This window comes from Pseudomonas sp. ef1 (assembly GCF_007293365.2).
GTDB lineage: Bacteria > Pseudomonadota > Gammaproteobacteria > Pseudomonadales > Pseudomonadaceae > Aquipseudomonas > Aquipseudomonas siliginis.
The window spans coordinates 936,645-959,291 of record NZ_CM129815.1 but is presented as its reverse complement, the minus strand read 5'-3'; the positions used below and the strand labels follow the sequence as shown (position 1 = coordinate 959,291).

Annotated in this window: 21 protein-coding genes; 10 read left to right on the top strand and 11 right to left on the bottom strand. The window is 55.9% G+C overall.

Annotated features, from left to right (window positions below):
* Window positions 1–396: 396 nt before the first annotated feature.
* The 5 genes from FEE99_RS04570 (at window position 397) to FEE99_RS04550 (ending at window position 8,859) form a co-directional block, all read left to right on the top strand.
* Window positions 397–1,668, top strand: a complete 1,272-nt coding sequence (locus tag FEE99_RS04570; RefSeq protein WP_135002145.1) for a TolC family protein — start codon at window positions 397–399, stop codon at window positions 1,666–1,668.
* Between the two features lie 68 nt (window positions 1,669–1,736).
* Window positions 1,737–2,987 carry an efflux RND transporter periplasmic adaptor subunit gene (locus FEE99_RS04565; RefSeq protein WP_010951455.1) on the top strand — a complete coding sequence of 417 codons (1,251 nt, stop codon included), beginning with the start codon at window positions 1,737–1,739 and terminating at the stop codon, window positions 2,985–2,987.
* Window positions 2,988–3,011: 24 nt separating this feature from the next.
* On the top strand, window positions 3,012–6,173 hold the full coding sequence (locus tag FEE99_RS04560) for a CusA/CzcA family heavy metal efflux RND transporter (RefSeq protein ID WP_010951454.1): 3,162 nt from the start codon (window positions 3,012–3,014) through the stop codon (window positions 6,171–6,173).
* Between the two features lie 162 nt (window positions 6,174–6,335).
* Complete coding sequence (locus FEE99_RS04555) at window positions 6,336–6,659, top strand: DUF2790 domain-containing protein (RefSeq protein ID WP_003253432.1); 324 nt, start codon at window positions 6,336–6,338, stop codon at window positions 6,657–6,659.
* Window positions 6,660–6,861: 202 nt separating this feature from the next.
* A complete protein-coding gene (locus tag FEE99_RS04550) occupies window positions 6,862–8,859 on the top strand; it encodes a heavy metal translocating P-type ATPase (protein WP_041476521.1) in 1,998 nt (665 codons plus the stop codon).
* A gap of 92 nt (window positions 8,860–8,951) precedes the next feature.
* Here the strand turns inward: FEE99_RS04550 and FEE99_RS04545 are convergent, their stop codons facing one another.
* The 5 genes from FEE99_RS04545 to FEE99_RS04525 all read right to left on the bottom strand — a co-directional run bounded on the left by FEE99_RS04545 (window position 8,952) and on the right by FEE99_RS04525 (window position 13,112).
* Window positions 8,952–9,176 (bottom strand): hypothetical protein, encoded by a 225-nt coding sequence (locus tag FEE99_RS04545; protein WP_010951451.1) that lies wholly within the window; start codon window positions 9,174–9,176, stop codon window positions 8,952–8,954.
* A 127-nt stretch (window positions 9,177–9,303) separates the two neighbouring features.
* Complete coding sequence (locus FEE99_RS04540) at window positions 9,304–10,329, bottom strand: hypothetical protein (protein ID WP_010951450.1); 1,026 nt, start codon at window positions 10,327–10,329, stop codon at window positions 9,304–9,306.
* 298 nt (window positions 10,330–10,627) lie between these two features.
* Window positions 10,628–11,935 (bottom strand): OprO/OprP family phosphate-selective porin, encoded by a 1,308-nt coding sequence (locus FEE99_RS04535; protein ID WP_009395904.1) that lies wholly within the window; start codon window positions 11,933–11,935, stop codon window positions 10,628–10,630.
* Between the two features lie 210 nt (window positions 11,936–12,145).
* The gene (locus FEE99_RS04530) at window positions 12,146–12,700 is read right to left on the bottom strand and encodes a LysR substrate-binding domain-containing protein (protein ID WP_177326999.1); all 555 of its coding nucleotides are present in this window, start codon (window positions 12,698–12,700) and stop codon (window positions 12,146–12,148) included.
* 10 nt (window positions 12,701–12,710) lie between these two features.
* Window positions 12,711–13,112 (bottom strand): helix-turn-helix domain-containing protein, encoded by a 402-nt coding sequence (locus FEE99_RS04525; RefSeq protein ID WP_177327000.1) that lies wholly within the window; start codon window positions 13,110–13,112, stop codon window positions 12,711–12,713.
* Between the two features lie 257 nt (window positions 13,113–13,369).
* Between FEE99_RS04525 and FEE99_RS04520 the strand changes: the two genes are divergently transcribed.
* The 3 genes from FEE99_RS04520 to FEE99_RS04510 are packed head-to-tail and all read left to right on the top strand — an operon-like array spanning window position 13,370 to window position 16,186.
* Window positions 13,370–13,789, top strand: coding sequence for a GtrA family protein (locus FEE99_RS04520; protein ID WP_010951446.1), 420 nt, complete (start codon window positions 13,370–13,372; stop codon window positions 13,787–13,789).
* A complete protein-coding gene (locus tag FEE99_RS04515; RefSeq protein WP_010951445.1) occupies window positions 13,755–14,738 on the top strand; it encodes a glycosyltransferase family 2 protein in 984 nt (327 codons plus the stop codon). Before FEE99_RS04520 ends, FEE99_RS04515 begins: the two co-directional genes overlap by 35 nt.
* Window positions 14,732–16,186, top strand: coding sequence for a phospholipid carrier-dependent glycosyltransferase (locus FEE99_RS04510; RefSeq protein ID WP_010951444.1), 1,455 nt, complete (start codon window positions 14,732–14,734; stop codon window positions 16,184–16,186). The genes FEE99_RS04515 and FEE99_RS04510 overlap by 7 nt, the downstream gene beginning before the upstream one ends.
* A gap of 82 nt (window positions 16,187–16,268) precedes the next feature.
* Here the strand turns inward: FEE99_RS04510 and FEE99_RS04505 are convergent, their stop codons facing one another.
* Entirely contained in the window at window positions 16,269–16,490 is a 222-nt protein-coding gene (locus tag FEE99_RS04505) for a hypothetical protein (RefSeq protein WP_010951443.1), read from the bottom strand.
* Window positions 16,491–16,756: 266 nt separating this feature from the next.
* Here FEE99_RS04505 and FEE99_RS04500 point away from each other — a divergent pair, with 266 nt between their 5' ends.
* Complete coding sequence (locus tag FEE99_RS04500; RefSeq protein WP_010951442.1) at window positions 16,757–17,344, top strand: hypothetical protein; 588 nt, start codon at window positions 16,757–16,759, stop codon at window positions 17,342–17,344.
* 57 nt (window positions 17,345–17,401) lie between these two features.
* On the opposite strand, the gene FEE99_RS04495 is transcribed toward FEE99_RS04500, so the two are convergent.
* Both FEE99_RS04495 and FEE99_RS04490 read right to left on the bottom strand, forming a co-directional pair.
* A complete protein-coding gene (locus FEE99_RS04495) occupies window positions 17,402–18,820 on the bottom strand; it encodes a heavy metal sensor histidine kinase (RefSeq protein WP_010951441.1) in 1,419 nt (472 codons plus the stop codon).
* Window positions 18,817–19,491 (bottom strand): heavy metal response regulator transcription factor, encoded by a 675-nt coding sequence (locus tag FEE99_RS04490; protein WP_003253457.1) that lies wholly within the window; start codon window positions 19,489–19,491, stop codon window positions 18,817–18,819. Before FEE99_RS04490 ends, FEE99_RS04495 begins: the two co-directional genes overlap by 4 nt.
* A 689-nt stretch (window positions 19,492–20,180) precedes the next feature.
* Here FEE99_RS04490 and FEE99_RS04485 point away from each other — a divergent pair.
* Entirely contained in the window at window positions 20,181–20,507 is a 327-nt protein-coding gene (locus FEE99_RS04485) for a DUF2790 domain-containing protein (protein ID WP_010951440.1), read from the top strand.
* A gap of 32 nt (window positions 20,508–20,539) precedes the next feature.
* Here FEE99_RS04485 and FEE99_RS04480 read toward each other — a convergent pair whose 3' ends face one another.
* The 3 genes from FEE99_RS04480 to FEE99_RS04470 form a co-directional block, all read right to left on the bottom strand.
* A complete protein-coding gene (locus tag FEE99_RS04480; RefSeq protein ID WP_011953105.1) occupies window positions 20,540–20,890 on the bottom strand; it encodes a DUF3147 family protein in 351 nt (116 codons plus the stop codon).
* A 157-nt stretch (window positions 20,891–21,047) separates the two neighbouring features.
* Window positions 21,048–21,953, bottom strand: coding sequence for a cation diffusion facilitator family transporter (locus tag FEE99_RS04475; RefSeq protein WP_010951438.1), 906 nt, complete (start codon window positions 21,951–21,953; stop codon window positions 21,048–21,050).
* Window positions 21,954–22,007: 54 nt separating this feature from the next.
* On the bottom strand, window positions 22,008–22,346 hold the full coding sequence (locus FEE99_RS04470) for a zinc ribbon domain-containing protein (protein WP_079732563.1): 339 nt from the start codon (window positions 22,344–22,346) through the stop codon (window positions 22,008–22,010).
* Window positions 22,347–22,647 lie beyond the last annotated feature (301 nt).

The window sequence follows — 22,647 nt, the reverse complement described above, 5'->3', positions numbered from 1 at the left end:
CCTTTGATTCACGGCAGTTTTTATTATGTTTACCGGCGCGGGTGTCGTTAGTTGTTCTGACCCGGCGGCGCGCCTAGCGTAGCGCGAGCTCATATTTGCAGGCCGAAGATAACGGGAGGGTGATAGGACAATTACAATTTCGTCATCTACCTGTTATTCGGCACCTTCGCACCGCGTGTTTGCCATCTCTGTTGCTTGTATCGAAATCATCGTGTCGGGTTGGGTTTCCCAGTATTTACGGGCATTACAAAGCTTTCTTACGAAATTGTAATTTTCTAGCCACCCCTCTGATAGCTACCGCTCATTAGAGTGCCATCACCTAATCAAGTGGGGCTTGGCAGCTGTTTCGGCGTTCTCGCCAAGCTTTATCGAAGTTTGTGCACGAGGACCATCAAAGTGCCCCGGTATAACCGCAATGTCTTACCCAAGACCCCCGTCTCGCCCTGGAAGATCGCTGCACTCTGTGCAGTCATCTCTGGGTTGATGGCGCCTGCAGCCCTTGCCCAAAGCATCAGCTTGCCCCAGGCGCTTTCGACGGCCATGGATGCCAACCCAGACCTGGCCGCGGCCAGGCAAGAAATTGGGATCGCTGATGGTGCTCGCAAGCAGGCCGGGCTTATCCCCAACCCCACAATCTCGTATGACGTGGAAGACACCCGTCGTAACACCAGCCAGACGACTGTCTCTCTCAGCCAGACCCTTGAGCTGGGCGGTAAGCGGGGGGCTCGTGTTGACGTCGCCACATACGGGCAGACCGCCGCACAGCTTGAGTTAGACCGTCGCGTTAACGGCCTGCGTGCAGATGTCGTCCAAGCCTTTTACGCCGCGTTGCGGGCCCAGACAGGTCTCGACCTGGCCAAGCAATCTCTCGAACTGACTGAGCGCGGTCTTCGCATCGTCGATGGCCGTGTTCGCGCAGGTAAGTCGTCCCCAGTGGAGGCGACCCGCGCTCAAGTGCAACTGGCCGAAGCCCAGCTGCAAGTTCGACGTGCAGAAACGGAAAAAGCGACCGCTTACCAACAGCTCGCTCAAATTACCGGGAGCTCAGTCACCGTGTTTGATCGACTCGAATCGCCAACCCTCTCCCCGGGCTTGCCACCTCGCACTGAAGATCTGCTGGCTAAGCTCGACCAAACAGCAGAAATGCGTCAGGCCGTGGTGCAGATAGACAAGAGCGATGCCTCGCTCGGCTCAGAGAAAGCTCAGCGTATCCCGAACCTTACTGTCAGTGTAGGTAGCCAGTACGACCGCTCTGTGCGCGAGCGGGTCAACACTGTGGGCCTGTCTATCCCTTTGCCGCTGTTCGATCGTAACCAGGGCAACATTCTTTCCGCTTCTCGTCGTGCAGATCAGGCCCGGGACCAGCGCAATGCTGTTGAGCTGCGCCTGCGCACCGAAACCCAAACCGCGTTGAACCAATGGTCCACCGCCATGCAGGAGGTCGAGTCCTACGACAAGACCATTCTGCCTTCAGCCCAACAAGCCGTAGAGACCGCAACCCGCGGCTTCGAGATGGGCAAATTCGGTTTCATCGAAGTGCTGGATGCCCAGCGCACCTTGATCGTCGCTCGTGGCCAATACCTCGAATCGTTGGCAGCGGCGACCAATGCGCGTGCGCAGGTGGAAAGGGTTTATGGCGAAGTCGGCTCAACCGCCGGCACTCGCTGAACGGGCCAAACATTTTCTTCGGCACACAGCCTTGAACAAGCCGGTGCCTACGATCAGCAGGAGTAGCAATGGATAACAAACGCAAGATCGCCCTCGCGGTAGCCGCTGTGGCAGCCCTCGGATTTGGCAGCCTTGCCTGGAACAACAGTTCCGGACAGCAGGCCGCCAGTACTGCCGAGCATGGCGCTAACGATGGCCATGGCGACGAAAAGAAAGCCGCATCTGCCGCCAAAGAGGAAGGTGATGAGGGCCATGGTGAAGAAGGCCACAGCGAAGAGGGCGGTGAAGAAGAGGGCAAGCTGACGCTCAGCGCTGAACAGATCAAGGCCGCTGGTGTTGCCCTGGAAGCTGCAGCGCCTCGTGACCTCGGTACCGTCGTGAGCTTCCCTGGCGAAATTCGCTTCGACGAAGATCGTACTGCCCACGTGGTTCCTCGTGTTCCTGGCGTTGTTGAGGCTGTCCAGGCCAACCTGGGCGAGACGGTCAAGAAAGGGCAAGTCCTCGCGGTAATCGCCAGCCAGCAGATCTCTGACCTGCGCAGCGAACAACAGGCCGCACAGCGTCGCGTCGAACTGGCGCGTGTGACCTTCGAACGTGAGAAGCAACTGTGGCAGGACAAGATCTCTGCAGAGCAAGACTACCTCCAAGCACGCCAAGCGCTGCAAGAAGCGGAGATCTCCTTGGCCAACGCCAAGCAGAAGGTCGGCGCAATCGGTGCCTCGGTTAACTCCGTTGGCGGTAATCGTTACGAGCTCCGCGCTCCCTTCGACGCCGTGGTAGTGGAGAAACACCTGACCGTCGGCGAAGTCGTCAGCGAGGCGACCAACGCCTTCATCCTTTCCGACCTGAATCAGGTCTGGGCGACCTTCGCAGTTCCGCCGACAGATCTGGGCAAGGTCACGACTGGCCGTGCAGTGAAAGTCTCTTCGCCTGACATGAACGTCGAGGTCGAAGGGAAGGTGGGTTATGTCGGCAGCCTGCTGGGCGAGCAAAACCGTGCAGCTACTGTCCGCGTCACCTTGACCAACCCCAACGGCGCCTGGCGTCCAGGCCTGTTCGTAAACATTGCGGTCACCTCCCAGACCGATCGAGTTGCCGTAGCGGTCCCTGAGCACGCTGTGCAGACCGTTGAAGACAAACCTTCGGTATTCGTACGCACCCCAGATGGCTTTGACACCCGCCCGGTAAAACTGGGTCGCCGCGACAATGGGTACGTGGAAATCATCGACGGTATTGAAGCCGGCGCCCAGGTAGCAACCAGTGGCAGCTTCACACTCAAGTCCGAGCTCGGCAAAGCTTCTGCCGAACACGGTCACTGATGCGAACTGACAGGATGATTTCTCATGTTTGAACGTATCATCAGATTCGCCATCGAGCAGCGCATCGTAGTAATGATCGCCGTTCTGATCATGGCGGGTATCGGTATCTACAGCTATCAAAAGCTGCCCATCGATGCGGTACCCGATATCACCAACGTCCAGGTGCAGATCAACACTGCAGCGCCTGGTTACTCGCCCTTGGAAACCGAACAACGGATCACGTTTCCAGTTGAAACGGCCATGGCCGGTCTCCCGGGCCTTCAGCAGACCCGTTCCCTGTCTCGCTCTGGCCTGTCTCAGGTCACCGTGATCTTCAAGGATGGCACTGACATCTTCTTTGCCCGCCAGTTGATCAACGAGCGGCTGCAGGTTGCGAAGGAACAGCTGCCAGAAGGTGTAGAGGCCGTCATGGGTCCGGTATCTACCGGCCTCGGCGAGATCTTCCTGTGGACTGTTGAAGCCGAAGATGGCGCGGTCAAAGAGGACGGTACGCCGTACACCCCGACCGACCTGCGCGTGATCCAGGACTGGATCATCAAGCCTCAGCTGCGTAACGTCCCGGGTGTGGCCGAGATCAATACCATCGGCGGTTATGCCAAGCAGTTCCTGGTTGCGCCGGATCCAAAGCGCCTGGCTACCTACAAGCTGACACTCAATGACCTGGTCGCAGCGTTGGAAAGTAACAACGCCAACGTCGGTGCCGGCTACATCGAGCGTAATGGTGAACAGTTGCTCATCCGTGCACCGGGTCAGGTAGGCAATATCGAAGACATCGCCAACATCGTGATCACCAGTGTGGATGGTGCACCGATTCGCATCAGCAGCGTTGCTGACGTCAGCATCGGTAAAGAGCTCCGTACAGGTGCTGCTACTGAGAACGGCCGCGAAGTCGTGCTCGGTACCGTGTTCATGCTGATTGGTGAAAACAGCCGCACCGTATCTCAAGCTGTCGCCGCCAAATTGGCGGACATCAACCGCACCCTGCCAAAGGGCGTGGTGGCTGTGACTGTTTACGACCGTACCAACCTGGTTGAAAAAGCCATCGCGACGGTGAAGAAGAACCTGGTGGAAGGCGCGATCCTGGTTATCGCCATTCTGTTCCTGTTCCTCGGCAACATCCGTGCGGCTCTGATCACCGCGATGGTGATTCCGCTGTCCATGCTGTTCACCTTCACAGGCATGTTCAACAACAAGGTCAGTGCCAACTTAATGAGTTTGGGGGCACTCGACTTCGGCATCATCGTCGACGGTGCCGTGGTTATTGTAGAAAACGCGATCCGTCGACTGGCTCATGCGCAACATAAGCATGGCCGCATGCTCACCAAAACCGAACGCTTCCACGAGGTCTTTGCCGCGGCGCGAGAAGCTCGCCGGCCGCTGATCTTCGGTCAGCTGATCATCATGGTGGTGTACCTGCCGATCTTCGCCCTCACCGGCGTCGAAGGCAAAATGTTCCACCCGATGGCCTTCACCGTTGTGATGGCGCTGCTGGGTGCAATGGTCCTGTCCGTTACCTTTGTTCCTGCAGCTATTGCCATGTTCGTCACTGGCAAGGTGAAGGAAGAGGAAGGCGTGGTCATGCGCACAGCTCGACTGCGCTATGAACCGGTTCTGCAATGGGTGCTGGGACATCGGAACATCGCTTTCTCGGCCGCAGTAGCCTTGGTCGTGCTCAGTGGTTTGCTGGCAAGTCGTATGGGTAGCGAGTTCATCCCAAGCCTCAGTGAGGGTGACTTTGCGATGCAGGCCATGCGTGTGCCTGGAACGAGCCTCACTCAATCTGTCGAGATGCAGCAGCGTCTGGAGAAAGCGGTGATTGCGCAGGTGCCTGAAGTTGAGCGGATGTTCGCACGCTCGGGTACCGCAGAAATTGCATCTGACCCGATGCCGCCGAACGCCTCTGACGCCTACATCATGCTCAAGCCTCAGGATCAGTGGCCTAACCCGAAGAAGCCTCGTGATGAGCTGATTGCTGAAGTGCAGAAGGCCGCAGCGGGTGTTCCAGGAAGCAACTACGAGTTGTCGCAGCCAATCCAACTGCGTTTCAACGAGCTGATTTCGGGCGTGCGTAGTGACGTCGCTGTGAAAGTCTTCGGCGATGACATGGACGTGCTCAACAACACCGCCAACAAGATCGCGGCAGCGCTCAAAGCGGTCCCGGGCTCATCGGAAGTGAAAGTTGAGCAGACATCCGGCCTGCCGGTGCTGACCATCAACATTGACCGCGAAAAAGCAGCACGCTACGGCCTGAACATCGCGGATGTTCAGAACTCGATCGCTATCGCCGTGGGTGGCCGTCAGGCCGGCACGCTGTATGAGGGCGACCGTCGGTTCGACATGGTAGTACGCCTACCAGAGACCGTTCGCACCGACGTAGCGGGTATGTCCAGCTTGCTGATCCCGGTACCTGCCAATGCGGCACAGGGTGCCAATCAGATCGGCTTCATCCCGCTGTCCCAGGTCGCCAATCTGGACCTGCAACTGGGCCCGAACCAAATCAGCCGCGAGAACGGCAAACGTCTGGTTATCGTCAGCGCCAACGTTCGAGGCCGCGATCTGGGGTCCTTCGTTGAGGAGGCGACCGCATCGCTGGACAAGAAGGTGCAAATCCCTGCGGGCTACTGGACGACTTGGGGGGGCCAGTTCGAGCAGCTGCAGTCGGCTGCCAAACGCCTGCAGATCGTTGTTCCAGTCGCCTTGCTGCTGGTCATGACCTTGTTGTTCCTGATGTTCAACAACCTGAAGGACGGCATGCTGGTCTTCACCGGTATTCCATTCGCACTCACCGGTGGTGTTGTGGCGTTGTGGCTGCGGGACATCCCACTGTCGATCTCGGCAGGTGTCGGCTTCATTGCACTGTCCGGCGTTGCAGTACTGAACGGCCTGGTGATGATTGCCTTCATCCGCGGGCTAAGGGAGGAGGGACGAACGCTCAGACAGGCAGTCGATGAAGGTGCATTGACCCGTCTGCGACCTGTTCTGATGACAGCCTTGGTAGCGTCCCTGGGCTTCATCCCGATGGCTTTGGCCACCGGCACCGGTGCCGAAGTTCAGCGGCCATTGGCGACGGTGGTGATTGGCGGGATCCTGTCCTCCACCGCACTGACCTTGCTGGTACTGCCTGCCCTGTATCACTGGGCACACCGCAAGGATGAAGACGGCGACGAGGCCGAAGTGGTTAGCTAACAGCCTCCGCTAAAGAGAAGCCCACAACACGTGTTGTGGGCTTTTTTGTTTAAAGTGAAGTAGATGCACTTACCTTTCAAAATTGTAAGTTTCTCGTCATGCCGGTGATGCCTATGCATTGCTAAGGTTACGCCCGAGAAGTTTTGAAATTGAGAGGGTTTTATGAAAAAGCTAATTATCGCTGCTGCACTTGTTGTTTTCTCGGTGGCTTCGCAGGCCAACACTTTCTCCGAGAGCAAGCAGCTTCAATACACCAAGGAACACCAGACCGCAGTGGCCAAGTACGCGGAGAAAAATGGCAAGCCAATGCCAGAGATTCAGGATTACAAATATGGCATGAAGATAGACGTTGCGAAATTCGTACGTCAGTCGCAGGACCCCCGTACCTGCCAGGTCTATCCACGGTTGATGACCTTCGAGGACTCCCAGGGCACGCTCAAGACTGTTCGTTACTCGATGTATTCGCAATGCATCAACAACAAGTAGTAAACGATTTGAACAGAACAATTAGAGAATTCATAAATGCCAGGCAGTGCCTGGCATTTTTTATTACGCCCGATACCCCATAGCTTCGAAATGTTAACGCCTGGGCTCGGGCAAACCGTGCAATAGATCTTAGCCAACCAACAGAGACGGCTCCCCAACTGCAGAGGGCAATTGGAAGCCTTGACCCCAGAAGGGACGAGTTATGAAGAGTTTGCTTGAACGCCCTGATGACCAAGCCGGGCATGAAGGTCATAGCCATGAGCATGGCGGCATTTTTGGAATGAACACAGAGCTGATTTTCGCGCTGATCTGTGGTGCTCTCCTGGGTGCCGGAGCTCTCGCAGGAAAACTTGGCCTGATTGATCGTCTGCCTCTGATTCTGTACGTGTCGGCCTACGTGTTCGGTGGATGGTTCACCACTAAGGAAGCGGTTACCAACATCCGTCAGAAACGCTTCGAGATCGACTCGCTGATGCTTCTCGCCGCAGTCGGTGCCGCGAGCATCGGCGCCTGGGCGGAGGGGGCTCTGCTGCTGTTCCTGTTCAGTCTGGGGCATTCCCTTGAAAGCTACGCGATGGGGCGGGCCAAGAAAGCGATTGAGGCACTGTCCAAGCTCGCACCAGCCACCGCGATCGTACGCAGAGCAAATGGCACGGTGGAGATGCCCGTGGAGCTGCTGGTTCCCGGTGACGTTGTCATCGTGCGCCCCAATGACCGCCTGCCGGCCGATGGTTTTGTAGTCGTAGGCTCCTCAAGTATCAACCAGGCGCCAGTAACCGGTGAGAGCGTCCCCGTGGACAAGCAACCTGTTCCTGATGCCGAACTCGCACGCAGCAAGCCAGATGCAGTGGATGCAGCCTCGAAAGTCTTCGCCGGTACCATCAATGGCGAAACGCTCATCGAGGTTGAGGTAACCCGGCGCTCTACGGAGAGTACCTTGGCGCGGGTCATCAAGATGGTCAGTGAAGCCGAAGTCAGGAAGTCACCGACCCAGCGATTCACGGACCGCTTCCAACGCATATTCGTCCCGTTGGTTTTACTGCTGGTAGTCGGGCTGCTATTTGCCGGCATTTTCCTTGACGAGCCGTTCCGTGACTCGTTCTACCGGGCGATGGCCGTACTGGTTGCAGCCAGCCCCTGCGCGCTCGCGATCGCTACACCAAGCGCCATTCTCTCTGGCATCGCCAGGGCAGCCCGAGGTGGCGTGCTGATCAAGGGCGGTGCGCCACTTGAAGAGCTTGGATCATTGAATGCCATGGCATTCGACAAGACCGGTACCCTGACCGAAGGGCGCCCACGTATCACCGATGTAATACCCATAGGCGGCACGCAGATCGAGGATCTGCTAAACGTCGCCATCGCTGTGGAGTCGATGAGCGACCATCCGCTGGCTGCGGCAATTGTGCGTGACGGTGAAGAGATGATTGGCACACGGTGCCGATTCCAAGCCAAGAACATGAGCAACATGATTGGCCGCGGCGTGCGTGCTGAGCTTGATGGGCAGTTCGTCTGGATTGGCAAGGTCGAGATGTTCGGTACCAATGGTATTCCCGCACTCAGCAAGGCAGCCCTGGAGGCTGCGGAGCGTCTACGTCAGTCAGGCCGTACCACCATGGTGGTACGGCGTGCTGACAAGGATCTGGGCGCTATCGGGCTATTGGACACACCCCGGGAGGGGGCCAAAGAGGCACTCCAGAAGCTTAGAGAGATGGGCATCGAACGCATGGTCATGATTTCTGGAGACCACAACCGCGTTGCAGAGGCTGTAGCCAAACAAGTTGGCTTAGATGAAGCGTGGGGAGACCTGATGCCGGAAGACAAGGTCAAGGCCATCAAAAACCTGCGCCTTAGCGCCAAGGTGGCCATGGTGGGTGACGGCGTCAATGATGCCCCTGCCATGGCCAGTTCGAGCGTTGGTATCGCAATGGGGGCTGCTGGATCTGATGTTGCCCTGGAAACGGCTGATATCGCGCTTATGGCTGACGACATCAGGCAACTCCCATTTGCGGTGGGGCTGAGCCGTCACACGCGATCGATCATCCACCAGAATCTGTTCGTCAGCTTGGGGATTGTGGCCATCCTGGTTCCGTCCACCATCATGGGCTTGAGCATTGGTGCCGCTGTTGCGATCCATGAGGGCTCCACACTGTTGGTCGTCTTCAACGCCTTGCGCCTGTTGGCCTACCGCAGAAGCACCTGATCCCTGAGCTTCAATCATGAAGCTAAGCAGGGAAATGACCTGAAGTAGAAGTACGGGTCGTGCGCGATCAGCGCACGACCCGTACTTTTCTCTCACTCGTCGATCCCGATGCGCTTGAGGCTTTCAAGGGCCTTTCCGCACTCAGGTGAGCCATGCCGTAAGCCGCAGGCCAATGCAGCTTTGAGGCTCATGACACCGGCTACGAAACCGACTTGATTGCCGACTCCGTGTCCGTCCGCAAATCCCTGATCATACGCAATCTCGACAAGCGCATTGATCGCCGCCAGGGTGTCCTGTTTGTTTTTACTCTTTTGCATATCTACTCCGCGAGCATTCAGCTCATATCGCTCGGTTAGGTGGCGGCGCCTTCAGGTTTGGGGTGAGCGAATCCCGCTCCCATAGCCAATCCCTAACGGGGGGCTCAGCCCGCCACCGTAAGGAAAATCAGCTATTGAGAGCAGATGACTCGTTTTGGTCACCCGTGCTGCTCGCCTCACCGCATTGGCACTGAGTGGGTACATCCGGGTAGTCGCTGTGATTCTCAATGAACAGCGTTCGGCAGGTTTCGCACCCATAGATCCGGGGCAGGGATTTAAGGCCGCTCGGAAGCACGTCACTCAGAGGCTCGTTATGCCAAGGAGCCCCGTCAAGGATTCTTGAACGCAGGATGTTTCCCAGGCGCCAGGTGTCACTTTGTGCGCGCCAGGACCACATCGGCGCAGAAAGCGAATACTGGATGAAGGTCTCTTGTGACTGCCTGGATAGCGGGTACTTGGGGCGGGTCCAGCCGGAATCGATGATGCTGAACCCCATGCCCATTTCTGCGCTCGGGTGGGTCTTTTCACCAAAGAAACGGTCATGCGTCGCTGGAGCCGTCGCATGATGGTCAGTCGGTGGGAATACCCACAGATAACACTCATCCCGGTTGACCATGCTGATGAGCTCGCTTGGCCCCCGCATGGGGGAATTTGCAGCCAGGGCGAAGCGATCCTTCCACGACATTTTGGGAGGCGGCGCAATACCAGCAGCGATGGCCAACGTGGCAGTCTTGGGGACGAAGCGATCGCCTAGCTCGTTCAGATCCAGGTTCTTGCAGAGAGCCTTGAAGGCCTTTTTGCGAGTCTTCGAGCTGAAGGAGGGGTCAAGGAGCAGGCGAACCTGGTTCACGCCGATTCCCGCAGTTCGTAGCACCTCAATGACTTCTTCAGCCACACCGACTGCTTGAAGATCGGTCAATCCTAAGCACGTTTTCGCCCGCTCGACCGCCGCGTAGAGGTTGTACTGCCGTGTCTCGTTGTCACGACAGACCTGAATTGGCAGCTTGTCTTGGATGGCAACTTGCGGTGCAACGGAGCCGATGGCCGCGTGGAACAGCTGGTGGAGGTGCAGATGAGAGTACGGGCGGCCAGAAGCCGAGAACGAGGCGTGCAGCTGAGCAGCGAGAGGTTGAAGCAGCTTTTTTGCAGGCATGACTATCCCCTAATGAGCGACGTTGGGGTAGCTGCGCTTGTAGGGCCGTTAGACGCGAAGCTGGACGTCGAATCAGGTTCAATCATGAATAGGAGTCAGGTTTGATTTGCTTGCACGGCCACCATGCAAAGCCCGACGCGGCAATCACATCAGATTCGCCGAGCTTTGGCAAGAGCGGTCATCGGTAAGCGAAAGCAGGTAGGAGGAGGGCGCTCCATGCTTGATCACCTCCAGAAACAGGAAAGCCGGAAGCACGTTGAGCGCTTCCGGCTTTCTCACGTCAGACTGATGAGAGGGATCAGAAGACGTATTGCAGGCGGGTCACGATGGCATTGCCGCTGTCGTCGCCCACGGTGTTCTCGTTGTTGTCGGTGCGCACGTTGATGTAGTTGGCACTGACTTTCACCGCCTCGTTGACGTACCAGTTCACACCCACCGTGTGGCTCTTGGCCTTGCGCTCGTTCGATTGGTCCGCCGCGGTGACCAGGTTGCCGTCTTCGACCTTGATATCGTCAAAGCGGTAGAAGACTTCCCAGGCCCCCAGTTCCTTGTTCTCTGGTTTGATAGTGTCGAACTTGGCACCATCGAGCTTGTAGATACGCGGCTCGCCGGTCAGGGTGTAAGCCATCTGGGCGTAGTAACCGGAGGCCTTCATGTCGTTGTTGGCCTGGTCAGCTTTCAGCTTGCGGCGAAGGTATTCCGCTTGAACCGAGAACGGGCCGGTGGCCCAGGCACCTTCGAGACCCCAGACCGAGTCGTCCTTCCACAGGCCATCTTGTGCAGCAGCACCGCCAAACAGCATGCGGTTGCCGTTGGTGCCGGCATCGCCGCCGCCATTGGTATCTACACCGCGGACGCCCAGACGCGAACGAATCCGGGTATCGACCGCACTGTTTTTGAGGTCGCGGTAAGCGTACTGAGCACCGACGTGCAGGACGTTGCCATCACTGTGCAGCGGTGCGAACACGCCACGTACGTTGTAGCGCTTGGTGCTGTCGCCATCCGAGTTGTTATTGGTTTCGCTGAAAACGCTACCGGAAACATAAGCCATGTCAGCGATGGTGCTGGTGGCTTGAACACCCATGCCGGCGTTGTCGTTGATCCAGTCCGCCAGGTCGTACGAGAGGTTCCGCTCCATGGCGGTGGTCCACTTCGAACTGGTGGCTTTCTCAAGACCGAAGTCGGTGTAGAAACGGCCAAAGCGCAGTTGCACCGGCTTGAAACCCGTGTAGGTCAGGCTGGCTTCGTCGAAGTAGCCGTCGGAGTCGTTGCCCGTGTTGCGGGAAAGGTCGTAGTTGAGCTGATACTTCCAGTCGCGGTACAGCACGCCACCGAGCTCAAGGTAGGCGCGACGGAAGTAGCCTGCGTCAGCGGTATCGCCATTCTTGGTGAAGACACCATCGAAACGGCCGTAGTCGGCCTGAACTCGGCCGCCCAGTTTGAAACTGAATTCCTTGTCAGAAGTCGATACTTCAAGACCGCCCTTGGTCTTCAGAACGATGTCAGCTCCGTCAGTGGTTACTGTTCCGGAGAATGCTTGCGAGGAAAATGTGCCTATTATTGCGGCAGCCAACAGCTTTTCCCGCATGTTCGAAGAACGGATCATTGCTTGCCTCTCGTATGTTAAGTGCTTAGCTACCGACGTTATATTTCGCCCTGCGCCGGCCTAAATTTATCTTGCAGATGGGAGCAGGCCACGGTTGTCACCTGCTGTAACAAGATGCCTTTGTTCTAAGCACTCTGACTAGGTTGCAAGCGAATATGACAGTTGTGTTTCTGTAGTGTTAACGGAGGAGTTTCAAACCTAACAAAACTGTTACCGAACAAGCCAGTCCTTCTTATCAAAGAAGCTCTTCTTGATCAATCTTCGAATTTCCAAAACCTGCGGATTGCGGACAAGCTTCGTTTTGATAACAAGATAGACATCTTTCTCCTCCAGGTCGTCCAGGAAACCCGGCACGGGTAGGATATTTCTCTCCAGTTTTCGGCTGTAGTCGGGCAGCACTCCAATACACGCACCGCCAACGACAAGGCCTCGTGATAGGTTGTAGCTCTTGACCCGAGTGGTACCGCCCTGATGCTCAGCCATTATCGATGCCCACTTTCGTGAGCCCGCCAAGATCTCTTCATCCCAAGGGACAACGAGCATGAAGTTGTGCAAATCCAAGCTCTCCACTGGAAGGGTGACGCTTCTTGAATAGCGGCTGGAAATGAACAGGGCGTGCCCAATCCGGCCAAGCCGTTCAAACCTATACGTAGGATGGCGATCAAGCGCGCCTTTATCATCTGGGCTCACCAAAGCGATACCCACATCGACTTCACACTCAGAAAGCATCTGCGTTGTGCATTCTGAATGGATTTCCAGCTGCATTTCGGCATGATCACGCACGTAGGCGACTAGATCGCGGTTTACGGTCGTTCAGCACTGGCTCTGTGATCGCGATGGTAAGCCTGGGGACTTCCTTTTCACCGGACTTGCCAAGGCCGTCTGGGCCGAAGAGCTGGCACAGGTAATGGCTGACCCTCTCGCCTGTGCGGGTCAGGGCAAGCTTGTTGTGTTTGTAGACAAACACGGGAGCACCAATGTGCTCTTCCAGTTTCTCCAAGCGTTTCCGCAGGCCTACCACTGGCACATTGAGCCCTCGGGCAGCCTGTTTGAAACTGGCACAACGTGCTGTTGCGAAAAACTCTACGGCCAGCTGATCATCAATTGGCAAATCATCCAATATGTCAGGGCTGTAAGGAACAACGGTGCTTGTATATGTTTCATTTTGTGTAACCATTAGGTCCCCCTTAATTCGGGGAATCTATCTCAATGCCACCCGGTGTTTCCTTATCTTGTCAACATTGTAATCCACGGGTCATGCATGCGTTATCGGAAGGCTTTTATTTCGAAAGCGTAATTTTCAGGCAATCCCTCTGATATTGTAGCGTGCTAGCCTAGTGCGCCGACTTGTTACTTACCATATATAGATTCGGCTAATTACGCATTTACATTTAGTTCACTATTTTTTCACCTTTGCCTCCATAGGCTTTGGGCATGGAAAATCAAACCCCACCTCTTACTACCTTACTGATTCGTTATCTGGGGATCGGCTTCATAGCAACGGGAGTCCATTATGCGGTGTTCCTATTGCTGGTTACGACAGAATTCGTTACTCCGTTACTGGCCAGTATCTGTGGCGGCATGGTTGGCGCAATCGCGAGCTTCATTGGAAATAGGGCGCTCTGTTTTGTGGCAGATGGCTCTCGTAAGTTTCAGCCTGTCAGGTTTGCACTGGTCGCGTTAACCACAAACTTCGGCAATGGCGTGGGTATGTGGTTCCTCATCAAGTCGAATCTGTCACCGCTCATCTCCCAAGTCGTAGTGACCTTAAGCCTCACTGCACTTGGATTCATTGCACATCGTTTTTGGACATTCAATCATGCAGACATTACATCGCTTTCCCGAGCGCCCTGATCCCTTGTTAACCATCGTGGTCCCTTGCTTCCAGGAAGAGGAAACCATCCCCGAGTTCCACCAGCGAATCACCCGCGTGGTGAAGCGCTTACCCGTCTCCTGCGAAATCCTCTATGTCGACGACGGCAGTAATGACCGGACGGCCGACATTCTTCGCCACTATCAGGATGGGTCATCTGTACGTTGCCTGTCCCTGAGTCGCAACTTCGGCAAAGAGGCTGCACTGAGCGCCGGGATAGACCATGCCCGTGGCAGTGCGCTGATCTTCATTGATGTCGACCTGCAGGATCCACCAGAGCTCATCGCGGCCATGGTGGACTACTGGCAACGCGGCTACGACGTGGTGAACATGCAGCGCAACCTGAGAATCGGTGATTCGTGGTTCAAGCGCATGAGTGCCCGGGCTTACTACTGGGTCATGCAGCGCCTGGTGGAGAAGGTGGACATGCCGGCCGATGTCAGCGATTTCCGATTGATTGGGCCTGCGCCGCTGGCAGCCCTGCGGGCCCTGGATGAACGCTCCAGGATTCTCAAAGGCATGATCGGCTGGGTAGGCTTTCGTACCATCGAACTGCCCTACAATCGCACTGTTCGCCATGCCGGGAGCACCAAATGGAATGCAGCTGGCCTGTTCAATCTGGCCATCGAGAGCATCGTCAGCTTCTCTCGCAAACCACTGCGCATTTTCAGCCTCATCAGTTTCGGTCTTTTCGTCTCCAGCATCTGCTACATGCTTGCGTCGCTTGTGGCAGGCAGTTTCGACATCCATCACCTGATCGTCGGAATGGCTTCATTCATGTGCGTCGGTGTCGCCATGGTGGGGGAGTACCTGGGCGTGACACTCGCGGAAGTGAAGCGCCGGCCTCTCTATTTCCTGAAGCACAGCAACAAGGCAGATCCCGTGTCACTCCACCCTTCGATGGCTTCGATCGAGGGTAAGAAATGCTGAACCTGAAGAACGAGAGGACGCTGTGGTGGGTCCTGGGTTCGATTTTGCTATTGCGTTTGGTGGGGCTGGGCATCTACCCGCTGATGGACACATCTGAGGCCCGTTACGCTGAAATGGCTCGCAAGATGGTCGAGTTGAATGACTGGATCACGCCCATGTTCGACTACGGGGTACCGTTCTGGGGCAAGCCTCCGTTGTCCTTCTGGACCCAGGCCGCGAGCATGACGGTCTTCGGCGTTAACGAGTTCGCTGCGCGCTTCCCAGCGTGGCTACTCCACCTGGCAAGCTGTTTCATCATCATCAAACTCGGCACGCAGCAGATTTCTCGTAACGCCGGCATCTGGGCTGCCATTATTTTTTCCAGCACCACACTTGGCCTGGTCTCCAGCGGTGTTGTGCTGACTGACCCTGTTTTGTCGTTCTCGATTCTGCTGGCCAGCTACGGTTTCTGGCGTTGGATGAAGTGCGCCAGCAAGGCGGATGCCTACCTGATGTTCGCAGGTCTCGGGCTGGGCTTGCTTGCCAAAGGGCCGCTGACCCTGGTGCTTATGGGGGCGCCGGCATTCGCCTGGTTCGTTATCTACAAGGAATGGGGACGGGTACTGAGGCTTCCCTGGATTAGCGGCCTTGTACTCATGTTCGGTATATCCGTGCCATGGTATGTCGCGGCCGAGATGAAAACGCCCGGCTTCATGGAGTACTTCTTCGTTGGTGAGCACTGGAGCCGCTACGTCGTCAGTAACTGGGCAGGGGACCTCTATGGTAGTGCTCATGCCAAGCCGTACGGCAGCATCTGGATCCAGCTCGGATTGTCGCTACTGCCATGGGCCTTGTTTCTACCACTGTTGATCCGCAAGCGTGGATCGATGCAGCGCTTCAAAGCCTACCTCTGGCTGTGGGCCTTGGCGACACCGGTCTTCTTCACATTTGCAGGCAACATTCTGTGGACCTACCTGCTACCCGCGCTGCCAGCGTGGGCATTGCTGCTGTCTGCACGGGTCAGCGAAGTTGGCCCGAAGACCACCTGGGCTGCCGCTGCGAGCGCATTGGTGTTGCCAATCATCGGTGCGGGCATCATCTACGCCGGGGTACTAGAGGAGCGCCCTCAGAATCAGCGGGATGTGGTTCAAGCCTGGCTCAATGTGCAGTCTGCTCATTCCGCTCCCCTGATCTATCCTGGCCGCCGCTCATACTCGTCGGAGTTTTACAGCAGCGGGAAGTCCGAGAACATCAAGGATCCTGCCAAGTGGCCGCGGGATGGCTCGTTCTATCTGTCCAGGCGCTTGCGAGACAGCAAGGATGGTCTGCCCGCTGATCTAGCTTGCACATCGATCACCGAAGCGAACGCCAGCCAGCTCCTGCTGTGCCATTGGAAACGCCCCGCACAAGGTGCCGAGGGTCTGGCCGGAGAAAGCAATGCGGAAACGCCTCGCAAGAACGAAGGCTAAATTCCAAGCACAAAAAAGCCAGGTTTTACCCTGGCTTTTTTGTCGATTTCTTTCGTCATTTGAAGTCCTATTTAACCGCCGATTAATTGTCGGCTTGTTCCTTACCATCCTTGCTTTCTTTCTTTTGCTCTTGAGCGACTTGTTGTTTGTTCTGGTCCGAAGAGTCATCGCTCCATAGGCGAGCCTGTTCGGTTCGGAAGTTCTCGTTGAACTGTTTCGTTCGCTCGAAGCCGCCTTCAGCGTAAGCGGTACCCATGAGACCCAGCAGCAGGCTGCCAATAGCGATAGATTTGACAAATTTCATTGTGAACCTCGGTTCATACTAGGCCAACCTGATTAGCGGCCTTTGTTGGTTTGTAGTTTAGGAACGCGAAGCTAACGACAAGGTGAGTCAATAATTACAATTCCGTAATTTTGGCTGCAGATAGGATGCGTTAAATCTTCAAATCTGGAAGGATCATGTCTATCTCGGCACTGTCGAGGGCGACTTCGAATTTTCTCTTAAATTACAATTTTGATATCTAGCGCGTTAATTCAGCGCGGCGTTGTTGGCCGCCCTAGGAGATAGCCATGAATGACATAGAGCCCTGGGCAGTTGCTATCGGTGACTTTCGCCGCTGCACTGAAAAACTCACTGTCCAGCTCGATGAGCTGACCTCGCAGACGCGCACCTCCAGCGCTGTTCTGGAGAGGTCGAACGAACTGGTGGAGCAGGTGGACGCTGTCGGCCGGCAGATTCAGGAGGAGGTGCGAAAGGCGGAGAAGGCTTGGTCGAACGCGGAGGAGGTTGCCTTGCGCGCCGCTGCATCAGCGTATTCAGCTGCATGCCGCGGAGTCGACACCGCCATCCAGCCACTGATCTCGGAGCTTACAGCAGCGACAAAGGCGGCGGACGCCTCTATCCAGGAGCTCAAGCGGGCACCGGTGCTGGCCAAGCGTTATGTGATGGTGGTCGCCACGGCGTTCTTCATTCTGGCGCTGATCTGTGTCTACTCGACCATGCGCCTGATCGATGCCGCCGGCAGCGTAAGTGCTCAAGAGAAAGTGAATGCTCAGTACTTCTCACACCTGTGGAAAAACGCCAATCCTGACGAACAGAAGATTATTAAGTCGGTGATTCTGCGGTCGCCCATGGACCCTGTGGTCCTTCGGCACTGATGCATTGAGGCAAACAAAAGGCCCGTCGATTGACGGGCCTAATCGTGTCTGCGCAATTTAAGCGGCGGTCATTGCCGGCTGCATTTGCTGGGCTTCCGGAAAGTGAAGGTGGAACCAGGTGAAGTTTTCTTCGGTCACCTCCACGCTCGCCGATCCCTGGTGCAGACTCATGATCGACTGCACAATGGCCAAGCCAAGACCGGTACCGCCTTCGCTCCGTGCTCGGCTCTTGTCCACACGGTAGAACCGCTCAAACAAGTGCGCGTGGTGTTCCTTGGCAATACCACGGCCGGGGTTGCCGACACTCAACGTCGTACCGCTCGCACTATGCTGCACCTTAACGTAGACCGTGCGGCCGCGAGGGCAGTAACGGATCGCGTTCGAGACCAGATTCGAGACGGCACGTTGAACCATCAGGCGATTCCCGCGCACCACGTCATCACTGCCGGAGATCTGCAGCTGAATCTCGCCTTCTTCTGCTGAAATGCTGAAGAGATCGCACACTCGCTGAACCTCGTCGACCAAGGAGACGGATTCGAACTCCACCATTGATGCTGGATGACTGACCTGGGCCAAGAACAGCATGTCGGAAACCATGCGGCTCATGCGGTCCAGCTCTTCTGTGCACGACTCCAGAACCTCCCGGTACTCGGAAAGCGATCGTTCTCTGGTCAAGGCAACCTGGGCCTTGCCCATCAGGTTGGAAAGCGGTGCTCGAAGTTCGTGAGCAAGGTCGTCAGAAAACTGCGAGAGCTGCTGAACCCCATCATCCAGGCGAGCCAGCATGATGTTGATGCCGTCGGCGAGCATTTTGAGTTCTGCCGGCATCCCATCAGTTGGAAGGCGATGGTCGAGGCTCTCGGTTGAGATTTTCGAGGCGATCTTGAGGAACTTGGTCAGTGGTAGCAGGCCTCTGCGCACAGTCCACCAGCCAATGGCCAAGATCAGTGCGAGGATGACGGGGGACATCATCAAGGCCCAGGTCAGCAACGCATCGAGCAGCGCCTCACTGGATGACTGGTCCATGGTCATATAGACGCTGACCTCTGTTCCATCGCCCAAACGCATGATTCGAGAAGCACTCAGCAGAGGACGGTCCTGCGTATCACGCCATTCGTGCTCTTTGGGCTGGGCCGCCGGCTGAAACTTGTGCACCTCCAGATTGACCTGTTTCGAGCCAATCGAGAGCAGGGGAGTCTGATTCTGTGAGGTATCGAATATGCTCACATACAGGTTGTTGTGGCCCATGACCAAATCGACAAGCTGATGCGCATCCGCGTTGACGCCGGAGATGTCCGGGATGGTGGACAGGTTGTGAGCCATCCCCGCCATCTTTACTTCCAGGTCTGCTCTGGCATTTCTTTCCAGAGCCTTGCCTACCATCAGATAGCCAAAGGTGGCGAACAGAAGCAGCAACGCTGCGCTCATCAACCCAACTTTTAACCCCAGCTTTGCAGCCAGGCTGAATGGCCTCATGCGCGTTCCTCAAAAACGTACCCAACGCCACGAAGCGTGTGAATGAGCTTGGTTTCAAACGGGTCATCGATCTTCGAGCGCAAGCGCCGGATGGCTACATCGATGACATTGGTGTCGCAATCGAAATTCATATCCCAGACCAACGAGATGATCTGAGAGCGAGTCAGCGCTTCGCCCGTTCGGCTCATGAGCAGGTGCAGAAGCGCAAATTCCTTGGTGGTGAGATCGATGCGTGTGCCACCGCGGAAGACGCGATGGCGGACGGAGTCGAGTTCCAGATCGGCAATTTTCAGCGAGCTCTTCTCGACTAACTCATCACCACGGCGTTGCAGCGAACGGATGCGAGCAAGCAGCTCAGGGAATTCGAATGGCTTCACAAGGTAGTCATCCGCGCCGCCGTCCAAGCCCTTGAGCTTGTCATTGATGCGTCCGCGGGCGGTCAGCATGATGATGCGGACCCGGCTGGTCTTACGGATGGTTTCCAGCAGGTCCCAGCCGTCGATACCCGGGAGGTTCACGTCCAGGAGGACCAACGAATAGACATTAGTGTTGAACAAGTGCAGAGCATCTACACCGTTGTGCACGATATCTACGACATACCCGCTTTCGGATAGGCCCTGCTGAAGATATTCGGCAGTTTTAATTTCGTCTTCCACAACTAGAACGCGCATAACTTATCTCAAGGTGTGAGGAAGGAGTTGGCCTAATCCGCCAAGATTATGGTTGCAGGCTGTTCGAAAGTTTGGCTGAGGGTATGGCATGTGGTAGTCGCTACCTCTGTCCATACGCCGGGTCACCTGAGGACGCTTGAATCTTAACGCGAAGAAGCTGGCCGCGGCGAAATCCTACAAATTTGTAATGTAGCCGCAAGATTTCTGACAGTCATGCAGGCTCCACCCCTAAGCATAGCGGATTCTGGGGCCTGCGGCGGTGTATGACAGATTCGCCTGGCAGGTGGAATCGGCCAGGACAGGCAGCATTTCGGTCGTTAGCTTGCAAGGACTGGTACTGGCCTTGGATCGAGGGCGCCACGCAGGCAGACCCCATGCACGGCCGCAAACCGCAGCGCCTTTCTGCAAATTAGTTCACGTGGCGGCTCGATATTCTCTCGAATAATTATCTTACAATCTATTACATGTCCAAATTGTAATTGCACGATCATCTTGGTGTTAGCCTCCTTTGCTAGTTTAAGGGCAGCGGAAGAGGCATCGCTGCTTTGGAAATTGTCTCATTTCAAAGCAGCTTGGCAAGAGCACCGAGCAGTTGTTCGCGCCAGTGCATTCACCTGTAAACCATACGCTCCTTTGGTAGGTGAATTTTAGCGCCCCCCTACGGGCGCTTTTTTATTAAGGGACTTCTTATGAACACTACTGTATCAGCGATCGCCGTGTTTATGCTCTTTACATCACTAACAGCCAATGCCCAAAGCGGTATGGAGATCAATAAACACATCGAGCGTACTGCTAGAGAGGCTACAGCGGATTATGCTCAACGCGTAAAAAAGCCCATGCCTCAACTAGAAGACTACGCCTATGGCATGGACCTGGACGTTGGTAAGTTGGTGTATGTATCACCCAATGTGCGGTACTGCGGTAATGTAAGAAGCATGATGACCTACGAAGACTCGAAAGGCGAACTGCACATGGTTCGCTACCTGGTGAAGGGCGAGTGTGTTAATAGCCGTTAAGACTCATCAAGATGATCCCTGCGGCCACCGGATCATAGAAGCTCAATGCCGAACCGGCGCAGCAGTATGGCGAAGCCTCCGAAGCTGGCCATTGTGATGAGGATGCTGCTGATCAGTGTCGGCCAAAAGCCGAGCTTAGGTAGCAGCAATGGAAAAGCAATAAACATCGGCAGGGTCGGAAGCACGTACCAGAACGTGTACCAAGCATGGTTGGAGATCTTCTCCATGCTCTGGTTCTCTAAATAGAGCCAGACCAACGTCACGACCGTGACCAAGGGTAGGGCGGCGACCAAGCCGCCCAGCTTGTCGCTGCGTTTCGCCAGCTCTGACACGAGAATCACTATACCGGCAGTGAGTAGGTACTTCGTGATGATCCAGGCCATCGCTGAGCCTTCTGGAGGTTGTTGACGAGGGCAGGCGAAGCCATTCACCAACCCCCTTGAAGCGCTCCTGCCGTTTACGGCATCCCTCACCGCATTTTTTTTGCAACATCACCCTCAGCCAGGAGGGTGATGTGTTTGCATGGTGTTTACCGATCGGTCAGTGCGAGGGTGAGGGAACGCTCTCGTGGAAAGCTGCCCGCTCGATCTGGATGGTGCAGTGATGGATTTCGAATGCATCGCTGACAGCATCCACGACGGCCGCCAACACAGCATCCCCATCTGCAGAATCCCGAACCACTACGTGCGACGTCATCACGTTACTGCCACTGCTGACAGCCCACACGTGCAAGTCATGAACGTCCGTCACGCCATCTACTCCGAGGATGGTGGCCTCGATTGCCGTAACGTCGAGCCCCCTCGGGACACCCTCCATGAGGATCCCCAGGCTTTCGCGAAGCAACTGCCACGTCCGCGGCAGAACCCAAAGGCCGATCGCCACAGCGACAATCGTGTCGACCCAGGTCCAGCCGGTGAAGCGGATGATAAGTGCCGCGATGATTACGCCAAGCGAGCCGAGCATGTCGCTCCAAACTTCGAGGTAGGCTCCTTTGACGTTGAGGCTTTCGTTGCTCGCAGATGCCAGAAGGCGCATCGAAATTAGGTTGATGATCAGGCCGGCGATTGCGATCCACATCATCGCTCCGGTAGCGATCTCCGCCGGCATGAAGAAGCGCTGGTAGGCCTCATACAAGATGTACATCGCCACCAGGAAGAGCAGCACGGCGTTGAACGTCGAAGCCAGAATTTCCAGGCGCGCATAGCCGAAGGTTCTTTTCTGATCCGCCGGCCGCTTGGCTATCTGAAGTGCAATCAGTGAGATCGCCAAGGCGGCAGTATCTGTGAACATGTGAGATGCGTCCGACAGCAGCGCCAGGCTGCCGGTAATCCACGCACCGATCACTTCTGCAATCATGAAGCTGCCAGTCAAGCCGAGCGCCATGATTAGCTTCTTCTGATGCCCCTCGCGTACTGCAGCGCTGCCATGGTCATGATTTGAACCCACGTATTTCTCCTTGCGCAGGGTTGTGGTCTCGTTGGCCTTCCTGTCTACCTAGCCTTAGAGCGTCGCTTGGCCACACTGACTGCAAAATCTTGCTCCTGCACTCAGCAGCGAGCCGCAGGCGGTGCAACCACTCGATAGCGGTGTTCCGCAGTTTAGACAAAAGCGTGCTGACGGATCGTTGGCCGTCCGGCACTGCCTGCAGCCCTGCAGATCTTTGATGGGGGCAGGAGTGGGAGGGCGCCCGCCGTCATACACCTGATTACCGCCGTCGCAGCCCTGCTGCCGGCCATGGCGATCATATTGCTCGGCCCCATGTCCCCCGCTGTGGTGCTTGCCTCCACCGTGGTTTCCACGGCCATGGTGCCCGCCCAGGATGTTTTTGAAAAAGCTCATGGTATTCGCCCCTCATTGATGGGTGACATATTAACGAGCAAAAGTTGAAAATTATGTTCTGCTCGCGAGAAAGACTTGTAAGTTGAATTGAAAGTTCAAAATTAGCCTACGACAAAACGAAACCGTTTTGTTTGTGAAATTAAATTTATCTAGCTGAGCGGAGCATTGCTTTTGGTGGGTAGTATTCCCCTAATTTTGATCATAGCGTGATCAATGACAATCAAAACAGCAGTAATTGGATTTCTGTCAGCATTGTAATCCCGAGGTCATCGTGTCGTTATCAGGTCCCGGAAATAATGCG